15 protein-coding genes are annotated in these 15,695 nt (G+C 55.3%); 10 read left to right on the top strand and 5 right to left on the bottom strand.

Annotated features, from left to right (window positions below):
* Positions 1–23: 23 nt before the first annotated feature.
* Positions 24–227 (bottom strand): DUF7455 domain-containing protein, encoded by a 204-nt coding sequence (locus tag QP400_RS05850; RefSeq protein ID WP_040314675.1) that lies wholly within the window; start codon positions 225–227, stop codon positions 24–26.
* Positions 228–357: 130 nt separating this feature from the next.
* Between QP400_RS05850 and QP400_RS05845 the strand changes: the two genes are divergently transcribed.
* The 3 genes from QP400_RS05845 (at position 358) to QP400_RS05835 (ending at position 4,465) form a co-directional block, all read left to right on the top strand.
* A complete protein-coding gene (locus QP400_RS05845; protein WP_004805318.1) occupies positions 358–2,472 on the top strand; it encodes a DNA gyrase/topoisomerase IV subunit B in 2,115 nt (704 codons plus the stop codon).
* A gap of 234 nt (positions 2,473–2,706) precedes the next feature.
* A complete protein-coding gene (locus QP400_RS05840) occupies positions 2,707–3,528 on the top strand; it encodes a GNAT family N-acetyltransferase (RefSeq protein ID WP_048707307.1) in 822 nt (273 codons plus the stop codon).
* A gap of 1 nt (position 3,529) precedes the next feature.
* Positions 3,530–4,465 (top strand): GNAT family N-acetyltransferase, encoded by a 936-nt coding sequence (locus tag QP400_RS05835; protein ID WP_004805315.1) that lies wholly within the window; start codon positions 3,530–3,532, stop codon positions 4,463–4,465.
* On the opposite strand, the gene QP400_RS05830 is transcribed toward QP400_RS05835, so the two are convergent.
* On the bottom strand, positions 4,454–6,874 hold the full coding sequence (locus tag QP400_RS05830; RefSeq protein WP_004805312.1) for a DNA gyrase/topoisomerase IV subunit A: 2,421 nt from the start codon (positions 6,872–6,874) through the stop codon (positions 4,454–4,456). The genes QP400_RS05835 and QP400_RS05830 overlap by 12 nt on opposite strands.
* Before the next feature lie 62 nt (positions 6,875–6,936).
* Here QP400_RS05830 and QP400_RS05825 point away from each other — a divergent pair, with 62 nt between their 5' ends.
* On the top strand, positions 6,937–8,031 hold the full coding sequence (locus QP400_RS05825) for an alkaline phosphatase family protein (protein WP_004805310.1): 1,095 nt from the start codon (positions 6,937–6,939) through the stop codon (positions 8,029–8,031).
* Here QP400_RS05825 and sepH read toward each other — a convergent pair.
* Positions 8,028–8,900: a septation protein SepH gene (sepH, locus tag QP400_RS05820; RefSeq protein ID WP_004805309.1), complete on the bottom strand. Its 873-nt coding sequence runs from the start codon at positions 8,898–8,900 to the stop codon at positions 8,028–8,030. The two genes, QP400_RS05825 and sepH, sit on opposite strands and share 4 nt — an antisense overlap.
* A 193-nt stretch (positions 8,901–9,093) precedes the next feature.
* Between sepH and QP400_RS05815 the strand changes: the two genes are divergently transcribed.
* From QP400_RS05815 to QP400_RS05800, 4 genes are read left to right on the top strand one after another with little or no spacing between them, the layout of a single operon-like run.
* On the top strand, positions 9,094–9,396 hold the full coding sequence (locus tag QP400_RS05815) for a DUF4193 domain-containing protein (protein ID WP_004805307.1): 303 nt from the start codon (positions 9,094–9,096) through the stop codon (positions 9,394–9,396).
* Positions 9,397–9,414: 18 nt separating this feature from the next.
* Complete coding sequence (locus tag QP400_RS05810; RefSeq protein WP_004805305.1) at positions 9,415–10,056, top strand: DUF3710 domain-containing protein; 642 nt, start codon at positions 9,415–9,417, stop codon at positions 10,054–10,056.
* The gene (locus QP400_RS05805) at positions 10,053–10,430 is read left to right on the top strand and encodes an OB-fold nucleic acid binding domain-containing protein (protein WP_004805303.1); all 378 of its coding nucleotides are present in this window, start codon (positions 10,053–10,055) and stop codon (positions 10,428–10,430) included. Before QP400_RS05810 ends, QP400_RS05805 begins: the two co-directional genes overlap by 4 nt.
* A complete protein-coding gene (locus QP400_RS05800; RefSeq protein WP_004805301.1) occupies positions 10,427–11,062 on the top strand; it encodes a DUF3159 domain-containing protein in 636 nt (211 codons plus the stop codon). Before QP400_RS05805 ends, QP400_RS05800 begins: the two co-directional genes overlap by 4 nt.
* Here the strand turns inward: QP400_RS05800 and QP400_RS05795 are convergent.
* Entirely contained in the window at positions 11,007–11,708 is a 702-nt protein-coding gene (locus QP400_RS05795) for a potassium channel family protein (protein ID WP_004805299.1), read from the bottom strand. The two genes, QP400_RS05800 and QP400_RS05795, sit on opposite strands and share 56 nt — an antisense overlap.
* Entirely contained in the window at positions 11,709–12,374 is a 666-nt protein-coding gene (locus QP400_RS05790) for a potassium channel family protein (protein WP_004805298.1), read from the bottom strand. It lies immediately after the preceding gene.
* A 134-nt stretch (positions 12,375–12,508) separates the two neighbouring features.
* On the opposite strand from QP400_RS05790, the gene QP400_RS05785 reads away from it, so the two are divergent.
* Together QP400_RS05785 and QP400_RS05780 are read left to right on the top strand one after the other, a co-directional pair.
* The gene (locus tag QP400_RS05785; RefSeq protein WP_004805297.1) at positions 12,509–14,476 is read left to right on the top strand and encodes an APC family permease; all 1,968 of its coding nucleotides are present in this window, start codon (positions 12,509–12,511) and stop codon (positions 14,474–14,476) included.
* On the top strand, positions 14,476–15,693 hold the full coding sequence (locus QP400_RS05780) for a class I SAM-dependent RNA methyltransferase (protein ID WP_004805293.1): 1,218 nt from the start codon (positions 14,476–14,478) through the stop codon (positions 15,691–15,693). The genes QP400_RS05785 and QP400_RS05780 overlap by 1 nt, the downstream gene beginning before the upstream one ends.
* The last annotated feature ends 2 nt before the right edge of the window (positions 15,694–15,695 follow it).

Raw genomic sequence — 15,695 nt, 5'->3', positions numbered from 1 at the left:
AAGTCAAATAAGTCAAAGGTTACTTATTTCAGCAGACCTTGAGGATCGTCTAGGCTGACCGCCTGCTGCACCAGCTTTTCTTGGAATTGGCGGGCGTGGTGGCCACAGAACAATAGTTCTCCGGAAATAAGGTTCGCTCGAACCTGAGCTGCAGCACCACAGGCATCGCAGCGATCAGCAGCGGTGAAAGTCTGTGTCTGTTCGGTTCTTTCGATTGTTGTTTCCATACCCCTATTGTGAACGGTGTCTTGGGGCAGATTCCAACTTTGTGGCGCTTTTACGCCAGAGGCGCAACAGGTAACTGTGGGACTCGAGTCGCTACCGGCCATGACGTCACTAAGCTAATAGACTACTTCTGTGAGTGCGTCTGAACAGAAGAAACAGGAATATAATGCCCAACACTTAACCGTGTTGGAGGGCTTGGACGCGGTGCGTAAACGTCCAGGTATGTACATCGGCTCTACGGACAGGCGCGGTTTGATGCACTGCGTATGGGAAATCGTAGATAACGCGGTCGATGAGGCTGTCGAAGGATACTGCGACAAGATTGTTGTCACTTTGCACCCAGACCGCTCTGTTTCCGTTTTTGATAATGGTCGCGGTATTCCCGTGGACGAGGTCCGGGGCACCGGGCGATCAGGCGTTGAGGTTGTATACACGAAACTACATGCAGGCGGAAAATTTGATTCGGGTAACTATGCCGCAGCAGGTGGCTTGCACGGGGTTGGAGCCTCGGTAGTTAATGCCCTGTCGGCACGTTTGGACGTTCAGGTCGATCGCGGTGGCAAGACCTATCAGATGTGTTTCCGTCGGGGTGAACCGGGCGTATTTGATGATTCAAAAGGGCGCACCCCAAACTCGCCGTTCACCCCATTCACTGAGGGATCACATCTTGATGTGGTAGGAAAAACCAAGAGGGGAGTCACTGGCACCCGGGTGCGCTTTTGGGATGACTTCCAAATCTTTCCGCCGACTGAAACTTTTGACTGGGAAAAGCTGTTGAACAGGGCCAGGCAGACCTGTTTCTTAGTGCCTACGGTGACGATCGAGTGTAGGGATGAGCGCGGCGAGGAACCGGTTGTGGAGTCCTTTCACTTTTCTGGCGGGATTAGCGACTTTGTGGAATTCAATGCCAAGGACACCCCGGTTTGTGACACCTGGGCTATAGAAGGGGATTTTCCTTACCAGGAAGTTGTCCAAGAGATTAGTCCTGAGACTGGGCACCTGGCACCGATTGAGCGGCAACGTAACTGTCACGTCTCGGTCGCCCTTAGGTGGGGTACCGGCTACGACACGGACATTCGCGGTTTTGTAAATATCATTGCCACGCCCAAGGGCGGCACCCACGTGGCGGGGTTTGAACAGGCTGTCCTCAAGGTGGTTCGCGCCCAAATAGAAAAGTCTGCTCGAAAGCTGAAAGTCGGTGCGAAGGACGGCAAGGTCGAAAAAGATGACGTTCTAGCTGGGCTGACCGGGGTGGTCACGGTTTCGCTCCCCGAGCCCCAATTTGAAGGGCAGACTAAAGAAGTACTGGGTACCCCGCAGGCACGCCGGGCGGTAAATAAGATCGTTACGGAGGGCCTAAAAGCTCGTTTTACTTCCTCTAAACGCGAGGATAAATCTCAGACCTTTACGATTCTCGAGAAGGTTGTAGGCGAGATGCGGGCGCGCGTGAGTGCCCGGGTCTCGAAGGAAATCTCGCGCCGTAAGAACGCTCTGGAAACTTCTTCATTGCCTGCCAAACTGGCGGATTGCCGAAGCAACGATGTAGAGCGTTCTGAACTTTTTATTGTCGAGGGCGATTCCGCACTTGGCACTGCCAAAGTAGCGCGCAATAGCGAATTTCAGGCCCTGTTTCCCATTCGTGGCAAGATTTTGAATGTGCAAAAATCCTCCACCTCGGACATGCTGTCGAATGCCGAGTGCTCTGCCATTATTCAGGTGGTAGGCGCTGGCTCTGGGCGGAGCTTTGATATTGACGCGGCTCGGTATTCGAAGATCGTCATGATGACGGATGCTGATGTTGATGGGGCGCATATTCGCACTCTGCTGCTCACATTGTTCTTCAGGTACATGCGACCGCTGATCGAACAGGGAAGAGTGTATGCGGCGGTTCCTCCGCTGCACCGCATTGAGGTGGCGGCAAAGGGGCGCAAACCGCGCGAATTCATCTACACGTATTCCGAAGCTGAACTGCACCGGAAGTTGGCTGAATTGAAGAGACGTGGGCGCACTTATAAGGAACCAATTCAGCGCTACAAGGGACTCGGCGAGATGGATGCGGATCAGCTTGCTGAAACCACTATGGAACCTGAGCATCGGACGTTGCGGCGAGTAACGCTAGATGATGAAGAGGCAGTAGAGAAAGCCGAAGAGGTATTCGAGCTTCTTATGGGTTCTACCGTTGCCCCTAGACGCGATTTCATAGTGGCGGGCTCGCACGAGTTCGACCGCGAACGCATTGATGCCTAAACAATATGAGTTTCCGGTAAAGACTAAAGACCTATTACAATGAGAGACGTGTCCCAACCATTAGTTAATCGAGTGCATCCGCCGTTTCGGGCTTCTATACCAGGCCCGCACCTAGGGCTGTCCTGGCGTTTTTCCTCGGCCAGCGATCTGCCGGCGCTTTCCAGGTTCGTATACTTTTGTGAAAACCACGACCAGGTTGTACGGCCTACGCCGCCGGCTAGGCTAGAGCGCCTCGTGGAGCCGAACGATTATCAGGATGCCATCGTGGGGCAAGATGCCCGTGGAGACATTGCAGCATTTGCTGCGGTTACCTTGATAAACAAAGATCAGTTACCTGCTCGTGCCGAGCTGTTTGCAGTAACTTCTCCTACCTGGCGCGGCCGCGGTATCGGGCGGGCCTTGTTGGCATGGCAGGATGCTCGGGCAAGGCAGCTGCTGGTGCAGGTTTTCGGAGACCTCTCTGATGCTCCAGCTTCGATTTTGAACGTGGTAGACGAGAAGTTGCAGGACCGGCGCCGGATGTACATTGCTGGCGGATTTTCGGCCAAGTCGACCTTGCTGTGCCTATCCAGGTCACTGCAGGAGCTGCCTGCCGATTTCGCCAATGCAACTGGGCAGATTGTGCCAGCATCCTCACTGGAAAAATCTGAACTAATGAAGTTTGTGGTCTCGGAGCGTACCTCTCTTGGAGCTACTGCTGACCAAGTGCGTGGCTGGGCAGAGCAGGTAAGCGACAGGATGGATACAGATCTGTCTTTAGCTCTGCTCGAGGACGGCGAACTGAAGGCAGTTGTGCTCGTTACCAAGGAAGAGGGCTTGCGTCTTGGCCAGGAAGAAGCAGACGTGCAGTGCCAGGTGACTGCCGCTAGAAAGCCGAAGAGGGGGGCGGCTCTTGCAGAGCTCATGTCGGTCATCTGCGATAAGGCCGCGCGTCAAGGTGGGCAAAGAATAGCCTTAGAACTGGACGAAGCCTCGAAATGGGCACTAGATCCCATGCTCACTCAGTTGAAGTTCGAAAAAGTGGGCGCTAGGAAAGTCTATTCGATCGAGTTGTGACATGACCATCACCTGGAGGGAACTAAACAGCAAGGACTCGGCTCAGGTAGCAAAGCTAACTGAGCGGATCCAGCATGTCGATAACCCTCCGTACCGGACTAGCCGTGCCGAGATAGAGGCCGATTTCGCGGCGGACCAGCGATGGCGCGCGTTTGGGGCTTTTGCAGGAGCGACATTGGTGGCTTTCGGCCATGCTCTATTTCGCCCGTCTCAACCACCGCGGGTGCTCTGCATTGGGGGAGTAGATCCTGACTATCGCAGGCAAAAGTTGGGCGGGCGCATAGTTGACTTGCAACTGCAGGCAGGAAAAGAACTCCTTGGCGGCAACGAAGGTGACGTTGTTATGCATGTCGACGAGGGAATGGCAGAGCTCGTAGATGTGCTGGCCTCAAGAGGTTTTACCTGGACTAAGACCTACTATGAACTGCGGGCTAGCTTAGACTCGTTCCCCGCGCTGCAGGCCGATCCGTTTATCTCAATTGTGCCCTGGAGCGCAGATCTAGATGATGAATTGCGTCTTGCGGTAAACGACGTTACGGGACAGAAATGGGGCTCCAGCCCTCTTAGCGAACAGGAATGGGAAGAAGGACGCCCTCACTTTTCGGAGCAGCATTCCTTTATTGCCCTAGACAAATCCACTGATAGGGCGCAAATAGCTGGTCTGGTAATGTGCTCGCTCTACAAGCAAGACTGGCAGGCACTTGGGCTGAAGGAATGCTACGTAGACATATTTGCTGTAGCCGAGCCGTGGCGCCAGACCAATGTGGGAGGCAGACTGCTCACAGCGGTGATGCAGCAGTGTGCCGAAGACGGGCTGGATGCAATTGGAGCTGGCATCAGTTCCGAAAACGATTCTGGAGCCCTAGACCTATACCATTCGCTGGGGTTCCGCACGGTTGCCCGAACTAGGGCATACACGGTGCACCTATCCGATTGAGGCTATCTGGTTCAAAAGCGGAGATCCGGAACCGTCACGCTTTGGATTGATATCCGGCAGTTCAACTGGCGAACCGGCAGAATCTACCGCCCTCGGATCAGCTAGAACCCCTGCCACTTCAAGACAGTCCTCATCCTTTAGGAAACGCTGTGCGCGCACACCCTGGCCACCGCGCCCCTTGGTGGGAAATTCTGAGAGGGGGGTTACCTTAGCTGAAGTTTGACCGGTGCCAGGTAGCGCAGTACTCAGGGCAGCAACGGTTATAACCAACGCGTCTTGCTCGGCAGTGAAAGTACCGGCGATTACTGCGCCGTCTTGCACGGACATTCCCGCCACGCCATGTCCGGATGTGCCTTGAGGGCGGATCTTTTGGCCGGGGGTACGAAGCAGTTGCCCCGTAGAGGAAATTAGGACAGCGTCGGCCTCATCTGGGGCGGGTACCAGGCATAACACCTCGTCTGAATCTTCTAGCCCCATGTAGATCCATTCATCCTTGCTAACAGGATATTCCGGCCGTATCCGTTTCACCTGACCGCTCCGTGATATAGCACCCATGATCGTGGAGTTTGGGTCGAGTGATGCCAAACCGATGACGCGCTCATCTTTTTGCAGATCCACCAATGATTCCGCCGGCATGCCGGCATTGAGAGAAGGCGCATCCTGGGTGCGCGGCAAAGATGGAGTATCCAGAACGTTAAACCGGAGCATCCTGCCTTTAGAGGTGGCTAGCCCGACTTCGGCCCTAACAGTTGTACCGAGAGTGGCAGCCAACGCGTCGTGAGGAGATCGGGATCCCGTGCGACTTACGGACTCTTCGCCACTGACACGGGCCAAGCGGCCGGTAGTAGATAGCAGGAGCTGACAGGGATCGTCGGCAACTTCCAGATCCAAGTTGGCCTTCGCCGATGCCGTGGGGACCACAGCCCCTGCGTCTTCCAGCAGAAGGGTTCGGCGCGGTGTAGAAAGCCGATCCGAGACCTCAGCAAGTTCCTTGGATACCAAGTCCTTACGGACCTGGTCATTCTCAATGATTTCCTGCAAAGTAGCGATGTCGCGCATTAGTTCATCGCGTTCGCCCTCTAGTTCTAGCCGGGAGAACTTTGTGAGTTTACGAAGACGCAGCGCCAGGATGTGATCTGCCTGCACGTCGTCGAGGTCGAATGCCGTCTTCAGACGCTCCCTAGCTGAAGCTACGTCCTCGGAGGCACGAATGATGGCTATGACGTCATCAATATCCAAGACCGCGATCAGTAGGCCCTCTACCAAGTGCAGCCGCTCTTGGGCCTTGTTAAGGCGATATTTGGACCTACGCAGTACTACCTCCATGCGATGATCCAAGAAGACCTGCAACATCTTTTTGAGGCCGAGCGTTTGCGGTTGGCCGTCGACAAGAGCGACGGCATTGATTCCGAAAGAATCCTCCATGGGAGTATGCCGGAAGAGCTGAGAGAGAACAGCCTCCGGATTGAAACCATTCTTTACCTCGATAACGATCCGCAACCCGTGATTCCTGTCGGTCAGATCAGACACGTTCGAGAGGCCCTTGATGCGGCCTCGCTTTACGCCTTCCTTGATCTTTTCAATCACGCGTTCGGGACCTACCAGGTAGGGCAGTTCCGTGACGACTATCCCATGCTTACGTGGGCTGACTCGCTCGATGGATGTCTTCGCTCGGGTTTTAAACACGCCGCGGCCAGTTTCGTAGGCATCACGAATGCCATCCAGGCCAACTATGATTCCGCCACAGGGAAGGTCCGGACCCGGAATAAACCGCATCAGATCCTCTGTAGTAGCGTCAGGATTTGCCAGCAGATAGCGCGCGCCGGCGGTAACCTCTCCGAGATTGTGCGGGGCAATGTTGGTAGCCATACCAACGGCAATGCCAGAGGCCCCGTTCACCAGTAGATTCGGGAACCCCGCAGGAAGAACACTGGGCTGAGTCAAGGTGGAGTCATAGTTTGGCTCCATGTCTACGGTGTCTTCAGCGATGTTGGAGACCATGTCCAAGGAAGCCTCCGCCATGCGCACCTCGGTATAACGGGAGGCAGCCGGCCCGTCGTCTAGCGAACCGAAGTTGCCGTGCCCGTCGGCAAGCGGTAGACGCATCGTAAAATCCTGGGCAAGTCGAACAATGGCATCGTAGATTGCTGAATCGCCATGAGGGTGGAGTTTACCCATGACTTCGCCGACCACTCGCGAGGACTTGACATGACCTTTGGTGGGAAGTAGTCCCATGTTGGACATCGTGTAAAGGATGCGTCGCTGAACAGGTTTGAGACCGTCACGGGCATCAGGGAGAGCACGGGTGTAGATCACCGAGTAGGCGTATTCCAAAAAAGATGTCTGCATCTCCTGGGAAACATCAATATCGACGATGGTGTCAGTATCTTCGTGCTCTAGAGACTTCATGGGCTTATTATCGGAACTATTACCATCGCCAGTTGGTAGCCCACGCCGGAAAGGAGCGCTAAATGACCATTTCCACTCCGCGCCAAGGTAATGCTTGGGGTACGGGTTACCCTAGTTTTCGTATTTACGACTTGTTTAGCGCAGCAGTGGAATCTTTGGAGGGAAACGACACTTGGCTACTGCCTGGCTGCAAGCAAGTACTTTTCTTCCTGGTCGATGGCATGGGCCTTTCTCAGCTTGAGCACTACCGGGGGCATGTGCGAAATATGCGCCAGCTCGATTCTGTGCAGCGCTGTCAAACCTGCGTGCCTTCCACTACCGCAGCTGCTATTACGTCCTTCGCTACTGGCAAGACTCCCGGACAAACCCGCATGGCAGGATACGAAGTGGCAGGGCGGAACTGGCGAGAAAACCTGATCACCTTCGCCCACGGCAAAAATCCCCAAGAATGGCAGGATCAGCCCACTTTTTTCGAACGACTGGCGCAAGCCGGAAAGAGGGCGGTCTTCGTAGGTAAACCCAAATTTGCCGGTTCTGGCCTTACCAAAGCAGCGCTGCGCGGCAGTGATTTTCTGCCGGCTCGGTCTTTGACCGAAACTGCCAAACGCTCTTTGAGTGCGCTCCGTGCAGGAGCTGACGTGGTCTACATGTACTGGTCCGAATTGGATCATGCGGGGCACGGCAAAGGAGTGGGCTCCGAGTCATGGCTAGGGCAATTAGAAGAGATAGATTCTACAGTTTCTAATTTGAGTCGGAGCTTGCCCGAGGGCGCCTGCCTGGTAGTTACTGCCGACCATGGCATGGTTAATACTGATGAAGACCATGCTATTGAAGCCGATGCGTATCCAGACCTCCTAGAGGGCGTGTACGCAGTAGCGGGGGAGCCACGCGCGCTGCACTTGCACTGCGAGGATCCCATCCTAACGGTCGAGCGCTGGCGGGAAAGGCTTGCGGAGCGGGCTTGGGTTACCACTGCCGAAGAATCTCCGATAGGCCCCGTCCGCGACGGGGTTGCCGGATCAGTCCAGGTATGGATGCGCGGGCGCTGGGTATGCTACGTAAGAGGAGTACACTCTGAAGGTGCTAGATCGCTTGTGGGGGTGCACGGGTCCCTTACTAGTGAGGAGATGCGCATTCCAGTATTGAGAGCGTTTTAGGGTTTCGCTCCAAACACGATTTCGTCCCAACTAGGCATAGCGCGCCTACCTTTCTTTTTGGCAGGACGTTCCTCGGCGCGGTCAGGCTTCGGGGCAGACTCGATATGCTCCATCCCTGGGAGAGCATCGGGATCTTCCTCGTCTTCGGGCTCTTCCCCGGTAGCGGGCTCTACGCGCTGCCCGCGTCTGGCGTTCAATTCGTCAAGTAACTGTTCCGTTCCCTGCACCTGTTCGACCTCTTCGGTTTCGGCTGGTTCAGGCGCGGGATGCAGGGGGATTGCGCCCCGCTGCGGCCCTGCAGGCGTTGTAGTTTCGGTTAGCCAGGTAGCCTCTTGATCAATAGCCTCTACCGAGCGTCCTGCCTGGTTCAATTTCCACGTGGCGATGTGCTCAGTAGCGTCTTGCACGAATGTGACGTTTACGTGCCAGGGCTCGCCTGGATTGCGCGTAGCGTCCCAGGTGGTGTGCTCCGGGTCTATGCCGCGTGCCGCCAGGCGATTCACTACTAGTTCTCCGAGAGTAGGAGCTGTGGCCTCGCGGGAAATGCGAGCATTGCGCCCCTGTTCAGCTGCGTAAGCACGCTCAGCAAGGATCGGGCTTTCAAAGCGCTCGAGGGATTCGACCTCCATGTCATGGTTGGCGGCGATCTCAGCTGCTGATACGCCCGCCCTCATCAAAGTCTGGATCTCCTTCGGGCGAATCTTTTTATTAGCTGAAATTCCGCTAGTGGAGGCAAGGTCGCGGAGAGGGCGCCGGACTGCGATTCGTAGTTCTTCGGTGATGGGAAGGCTGTAGCGAGCCCCTTCGCTGTCGGTCAGGATAACCGCAGTTCCATCGGGGGTAGCGCCCAAAACTTCCAAATCAACCATCGCAAAAACCGTCCTACTCAGTGAGTGTTACCGATGCTTCGATACCGTCGATATTGCCACACAATTAGGGTATTTTTACCAAAGAATTCGGCGAGTCTAAAGCACCTGGATAAAAGTGGAGTAGATTAGCGCAAAAATAGGTGCTAATATCCCGGCGCACCCAATTTACTACGTAGGACCGAAAGGACCCTTCATGGCAACTGATTACGACAGCCCTCGCAAGCGCGATGATGACAACAATGAAGACTCCATCGAGGAGCTAAAGGCGCGTCGTGCCGATGCTGCCGGTTCTTCCGAAGTCGAGCAGGATGAAAACGAAGCTGCCGAATCTTTCGAGTTGCCCGGTGCTGACCTTTCCGGCGAAGAACTGTCCGTCAGGGTCGTTCCGCGTCAGGACGACGAATTCACTTGCTCCATTTGCTTTTTGGTCCACCACACTTCGCAGCTAGCATACGAAGAGGATGGACAACCAGTCTGCACAGACTGCGCAGACTAACACTGAAGAGAGAATGCAATGGGTCTTTTTTCGCGACGGAAAAAGAAGGTCAGCCAAGCAGAGGTGTCGCCTGAGCCAGTAGCTCAGGAGGCAGATGCGGCTCCTTTAGCAAAGACAGTTGGCCCCTTCGACATTTCGCAGGTTGAGGGCGACGAGCCACTTGTTGATTTTGGTCCCATCAAGCTGCCGTATGTGCAGGGCATGCAGATAAATCCGCTACCGCACCAGAATCAGCTGATTGGCCTACGCGTAATTCTTAATAATGCGGCATTTGAACTGGGTGTTTTTGCCGCTCCACGGTCTGGCGGAGCCTGGGCTGCGTCTGCTCCGGCCATGCTGGAAGGATTCGCGCAGATGGGGTGGAAGGCGCAGAAAGTGTCTTTGCCCGAGGGCGATGCCGTCCTCGCTACTCCGCCCGAAGGGGAAGAACAGCTTCCGTCTTTGACTGTCGGCGTCGAGGGACCGCGGTGGCTCTTGCGGGTTTGCTATCTTGGCTCTGCGGCTACTGATGAAGCTGCCAGGCGAAGCCTTGACTCGGTCTTGCATGGGATTGTGATAGACCGCGGCTCGGAAGCGAAGGCTCCCGGGGATCGGCTCTTGCTAACTTTGCCGGCCGAACTCGTCGAGCAGATTGCCGAGCAGAACGAACCGGAACAGTGACTAACGTGTTTACCTGGCTGAAGGGAAAGTTTAACCAGGTCCGGAAGTCTCGTGTAGACATTGGTGCTGAAGACGAGAAGGCTATCTCCGAGGCTCTTGGAACTCGGGCTATTCGCTCGGTTTCGGCTCGAAACGAAGTGCGTATTGGTGGAGTGTTGACATCCGTCACCTATCCCGCTCGGCCGGGAGCCATTGACCTCTCGGCAACCTTGTCAGATGGCACCGGCACGATTGAACTCGTTTGGATGGGCCGAGATGACATTCCTGGCATTGCGCCGGGAGCGCACATGGTTTTGGAAGGAATGGTCAGTGAAGACCGCGACCATCTGCGTATCGTAAATCCTGCCTACTCGTTACTGGCGAGCGCAAAATGAGTGCGAGACTACCTGGAGTAACGGACGAGGGCGATTTTTCGGTTGGTGCAGCTCTTGGGGGAGTGCGGGGTACCCTCGAATCGGTTATTCCGGGATTGGTATTCGTCATTGTCTACGTGCTGACCTTCTCCTTGAAGGCCCCGCTAATTGGATCTGGCATCTGTGGTGCTATAGCCCTCATTGCTCGCTTAGTACAGCGGCAATCAATAAGGCAGGCACTTGTTGGCCTAGCTGGAGTGGGGATAGGGCTAGTGTGGGCGCTACTCACCGGCAATCCCGCAGATTTCTTCGCCTTCGGATTATGGCTGAACGCCATATATGGCGGGATATTCCTAATTTCTATACTTGTGCGTCGCCCTCTTGGTACAGCGCTGGTCTGCCTGTACCGCGGAGAAAAGGTCAGTGGGGCATCACAGCGCCTCAGGCGGGCCGGGGCGTGGGCAACATGGCTTTGGGTAGTTCTATTTGGACTTCGCTTGGCAGTAGAGACACCTCTGTACCTTGCGGACCAGGTGGCAGCCTTAGGCAGCGCTAGGCTTGCCCTTGGCTTGCCACCATATATTTTGGTCGCCTACCTCAGTTGGCGTCTTCTGGCTCCTTATCTGAAGCGGGAGAAGCCACTAGCGCACTGACTTCGGCCAACACATCTGGGCCCTGGCGGTCACCGAATAGCAGCAGCAACTCGTCGCCTGCCTCAACCGTGTCATCGTCAGTCGGATTGAACGGCCTTTCATCGCGAAGGATAGCTGCCAAAACTACATCTGGAGGCAGTGCTACGTCCTTGCAGCGCATCCCTTGAATTGGGGCGTCCTTGGGGATGGTGACCGAATACATTGAAGTGGTTGATTCGTGGAACCAGAAGATCCGGACCAGCGAACCAACAGCAACGGCCTCTTCTACTAGAGCGGTCATCATGCGAGGAGTGGACACCGACACATCGACGCCCCAAGTCTTATCGAACATCCACTCATTTTTTGGATTGTTTACCCTAGCTACGGTGTGGGGGACTCCAAACTCGGACTTGGCAAGAAGCGAGATGACCAGGTTTGCCTTGTCGTCGCCAGTAGCGGCAACCATAAAATCGCACTCGTCTACCTTCGCCTGCGAGAGCGCATCTGGAGAACAGGCATCCGCCAAAATCCAGTCGGCCTCGGCCACAGAGGCTACCCTCATCTTGTCGGAGGACTTGTCCATAAGTGTGATCTGGTGGCCGTGGGACAGGAGCTCCGCCGCGATCGAGCGTCCGACTGAACCGGCCCCGGCAATGACGATCCTCATTTATTTTTCCTCACTTTGACCGTTGGCAAGCTGATGGGACACGTCTGTCAGATTGGAGTGCTGTACTGCTATGAAAAGCTCATCGTTTTCCTGCACCACATAATCCGGGCGTGCTAAAAGGGCATTTCCCAGGCGTGAAACATATGCGACTCGTACCCCCAACGCTTTTTCGAGCTCCGCTAGGGGCCGGGTGAGCCACATCTTGGCGGGGCGAGCCCGCAAGATCTCCATGCCGTTCGTCTGGTCGGCAAAAATCACCTCAGAGTTGTCAGGGAGCATGCGGCGCAGCATTGCTCTTGAGGTCCATTTCACTGGCCCGACGGTGGCTATCCCTAAACGCTGATAAAGCTCAGCTCTTCGAGGATCATAGATACGGGCAACAACCCGCTTTACCCCGAAGGTTTCACGAGCCACCCGCGCAGACAAAATGTTGGAGTTATCCCCGTTAGATACTGCCGCGAAGGCATACGCGTCTTCGATACCTGCACGCTGGAGCGTGTCTCTATCGAATCCCACTCCCTTGACCTTCTGGCCAGAGAAATCTTTCTTGAGTTTTCGGAATGCGGCGGGGTTCTGATCGACTACGGCAACTGAGTGGCCTTGCCGGTCAAGCTCTATTGCCATTGCCGCACCAACACGGCCGGATCCCATGATCACAAAATGCACGGCTCTAACCTACCCTGGGGATTGCAAAAACAAAAGCAAAATGCCGCGCTGTTTCACTTGCGTTGGGAAGAGTGTAGATTATCGGCGTGACCCAATACTTAGACGGGATAAAAAGAGTCCTCTTAGGCAGGCCCATGCGTTCGGACGCACTGGGCAATACTCTGTTGCCAAAGAGGATCGCGCTGCCAGTTTTTGCCTCGGATGCGCTCTCCTCGGTTGCCTATGCGCCGGATGAAATCTTACTGACACTTTCCTTTGCCGGGCTCGGCGTGACTGCGCTTTCACCAGCGGTAGGACTTGCGGTGGTCGTTCTGTTGGTGGTGGTAGTAGCTAGTTACCGCCAGACCGTGAAAGCCTACCCATCCGGCGGTGGCGACTACGAAGTGGCTACAAAGAATCTGGGCGGAACTGCCGGGCTAGTAGTAGCGTCTGCACTACTGGTGGATTACGTATTGACGGTCGCGGTCTCAATCTCGTCCGGTGCACAGTACCTATCCGCCACTTTTCCTGTGTTAGCCGGCAGTGAGGCGCTCATTGGTTCGCTTATTATCGCAGTGTTAGCGTTGCTTAATTTGCGCGGTATGCGCGAGTCGGGCAAGGCATTTGCTATTCCTACTTATCTGTACCTGGTAGCGATCGGCGCGATGATCTGTACAGGTATATTCCAGTGGGCTACAGGATCCATCGGACATGCACCTACCGCGATGTATGAGATTGCGCCCAAGGCTCAATACTCCGCTGGTCTAGTTGGCATCGGGGGAGCCATTTTGATGCTCCGCGCTTTCTCGTCAGGTTGTGCAGCCTTGACGGGGGTGGAAGCGATTGCCAATGGTGTTCCAGCCTTCAAGAAGCCAAAGTCGAAAAATGCTGCCACTACGCTAGCGCTACTTGGGACCATTTCGGCGGCTATGCTCATGTCAATTCTGCTGCTAGCAGGTAAGACCGGTGTACGGTCAGTTGAAAACCCAGCTACCGATCTACTCGTTAACGGCAAGCCTGTGGGCACAGGGATCAGCGTGGATCCGGTCATTGGGCAGCTAGCAGCTACCATTTTTGCCAATGCCAAGCCGATGTTCTACCTGGTTACTATCGTCACTGGTCTGATCCTGGTTCTGGCTGCGAATACCGCTTTCAATGGTTTTCCGCAGCTGGCGCAGGTACTGGCGCGGGATTCCTTCCTACCTCGGCAGCTCTACAATCGTGGCGATCGCCTGTCCTATTCAAACGGCATCTTGGTCCTAGCAACCGGGGCAATTGTCTTGGTTCTTTCCTTCGATGCCCAAGTGACTCGCCTGATCCAGCTGTACATCGTTGGGGTGTTCATCGCCTTTACTACTTCCCAGTTGGGCATGGTCGTGCACTGGAGCCGTGAGCTGTCGGTATCTACAGATGCCGATGCCAGGACTGCCATGAAGCGCTCCCGGGTCGTGAACGTTATTGGCTTCTTGATTTCTGGTGCGGTGCTAATCATTGTCATGGCCACTAAGTTCATCCACGGGGCATGGATGGCATTGCTTCTTATGGCTTTGGTGTTTGCCATCATGATGGGCATACGGAAGCATTACCGGACGGCAAATGAGGAGCTTGAAGTTCCCGACTACCAGGGGGCATTGGCCTTGCCCTCACGCGTACACGCAGTGGTCCTGGTATCGAACCTGCATCAACCTGCAATGCGCGCCATCTCCTATGCGAGGGCGACATCGCCCTCTACCTTAGAATTGCTTACCGTCGACATTGATCCGGATAGCACAAGGGGATTGAAGGAACAGTGGAAGGCCTCAGCAGTGCCGGTGCCACTAACCGTGCTTGCCTCTCCTTTCCGAGATATAACCGGACCCGTGGTCCAATACGTGCGAAACCTTCGCAAGTCTTCCCCGCGGGACCTCGTGGTGGTCTATATCCCGGAATACCTAGTAGCACACTGGTGGGAGTCTGCGCTTCATAACCATTCGGCGACAAGGCTGCGCGTGCGCCTACAATTTGTCCCAGGTGTAGTGATGGCGACAGTCCCTTGGCAGCTGACTGGTGCCTATGACCACGTTGCTAAGCCGGGCGCCAACTCCACCATTAATCCCCCAGAACAAAGTAGGAAAGAAGCCTAATGGGCGACATTGTAGAACTTAAGATTGAAAGCCCGGCCCATGGCGGCGAGTGCATCGGGAGACTAGATGGAAAAGTCATTCTAGTTTCCGGTGCTATTCCCGGGGAGCGCGTAAGAGCTCGGATTCTAAAGTCTAAAAAGAACCTAGCGTGGGCAAAGACAGTGGAGGTACTGTCTGCTTCTCCGGAGCGAATCAGCCACATTTGGCCTCTGGCAGAGAAAGAGGGGATCGGCGGAGTCGAGCTAGGGCATGTCTCCCTCGAAGGGGGAATGGCATGGAAGAAAGCCGTGATTGCCGATCAGACTCGGAGAATAGGCGGCAGTGATGCTGCAGCGGCTCTGAAGCAGCTAGACATGCAGATAGAGCCGGGTGCCTCTAAGGGACTTCACCAGCGCATAAGGGTGGAGTTTGAGGTCAATGAACAAGGGCAAGCCAGTATGTATAGGGCTGGCAGCCATGAACTAGTCCCAATTGATTCCATGCCCCTTGCAAACGAGCAGATCAACGCACTTGGGCTGTTCGGCACAGACCAGTGGGAATTCGTGCCCGGTGATCGTATACGCGTCGTTGCCTCCAGCGCAGATGCTCCGAAGATTGTTGCGAATAAGAACGTTTGGGGACCGGACGGTGAGCCTGCAACCCCGGTGGTGAAATATCCCCTGAGTGGACCTGTGCACCCCGGCGGGGAAGATGAAGTAATTCTTCGGGCAATGGCCACCGATTTTTGGCAGGCCCATGTCAATGCGCCTCACCTGCTTTTCAGTGAGGTTATGGAGGCAGTAGGAGAAGATCCCGGGAGGGTGATTGAGCTATTTTCCGGCTCCGGGCTATTTACGGTTGGCCTTGCCAATAGGGCGCAGTCGCTGCAAACCTTTGAAGGAGGACGAAGCGCAGTAACTTCTGCCCAGAAGAATCTACGTGCGTTGGGCTTGCAGGCGCAGGTTGTGCAAGCGCGCATAAATGCGAAGACCTTGGCTAATTCGCAGGCAGATACCTTCGTGCTGGATCCGCCCCGTGCGGGAGCGGGACGCGAGCTGATCCATGCCATGGCAACCGCGGGAGCGAAGAAGATTGTGCATGTTGCATGCGACGTCGCAGCAATGGCCCGAGATGCAAGCTACTACCTTGCAGAAGGCTATTCCTGGACGAGAGCGCAGGCATTTGACCTGTTCCCGTACACTCACCATGTCGAGCAGGTGAGCGTCTTCGAAAAGTAGCA

The organism is Winkia sp. UMB3158, from assembly GCF_030217145.1.
Taxonomy (GTDB): Bacteria; Actinomycetota; Actinomycetes; order Actinomycetales; family Actinomycetaceae; genus Winkia; species Winkia anitrata.
Note: the sequence above shows the minus strand (reverse complement) of the source record. Positions and strands in the feature narration are given on the sequence as shown.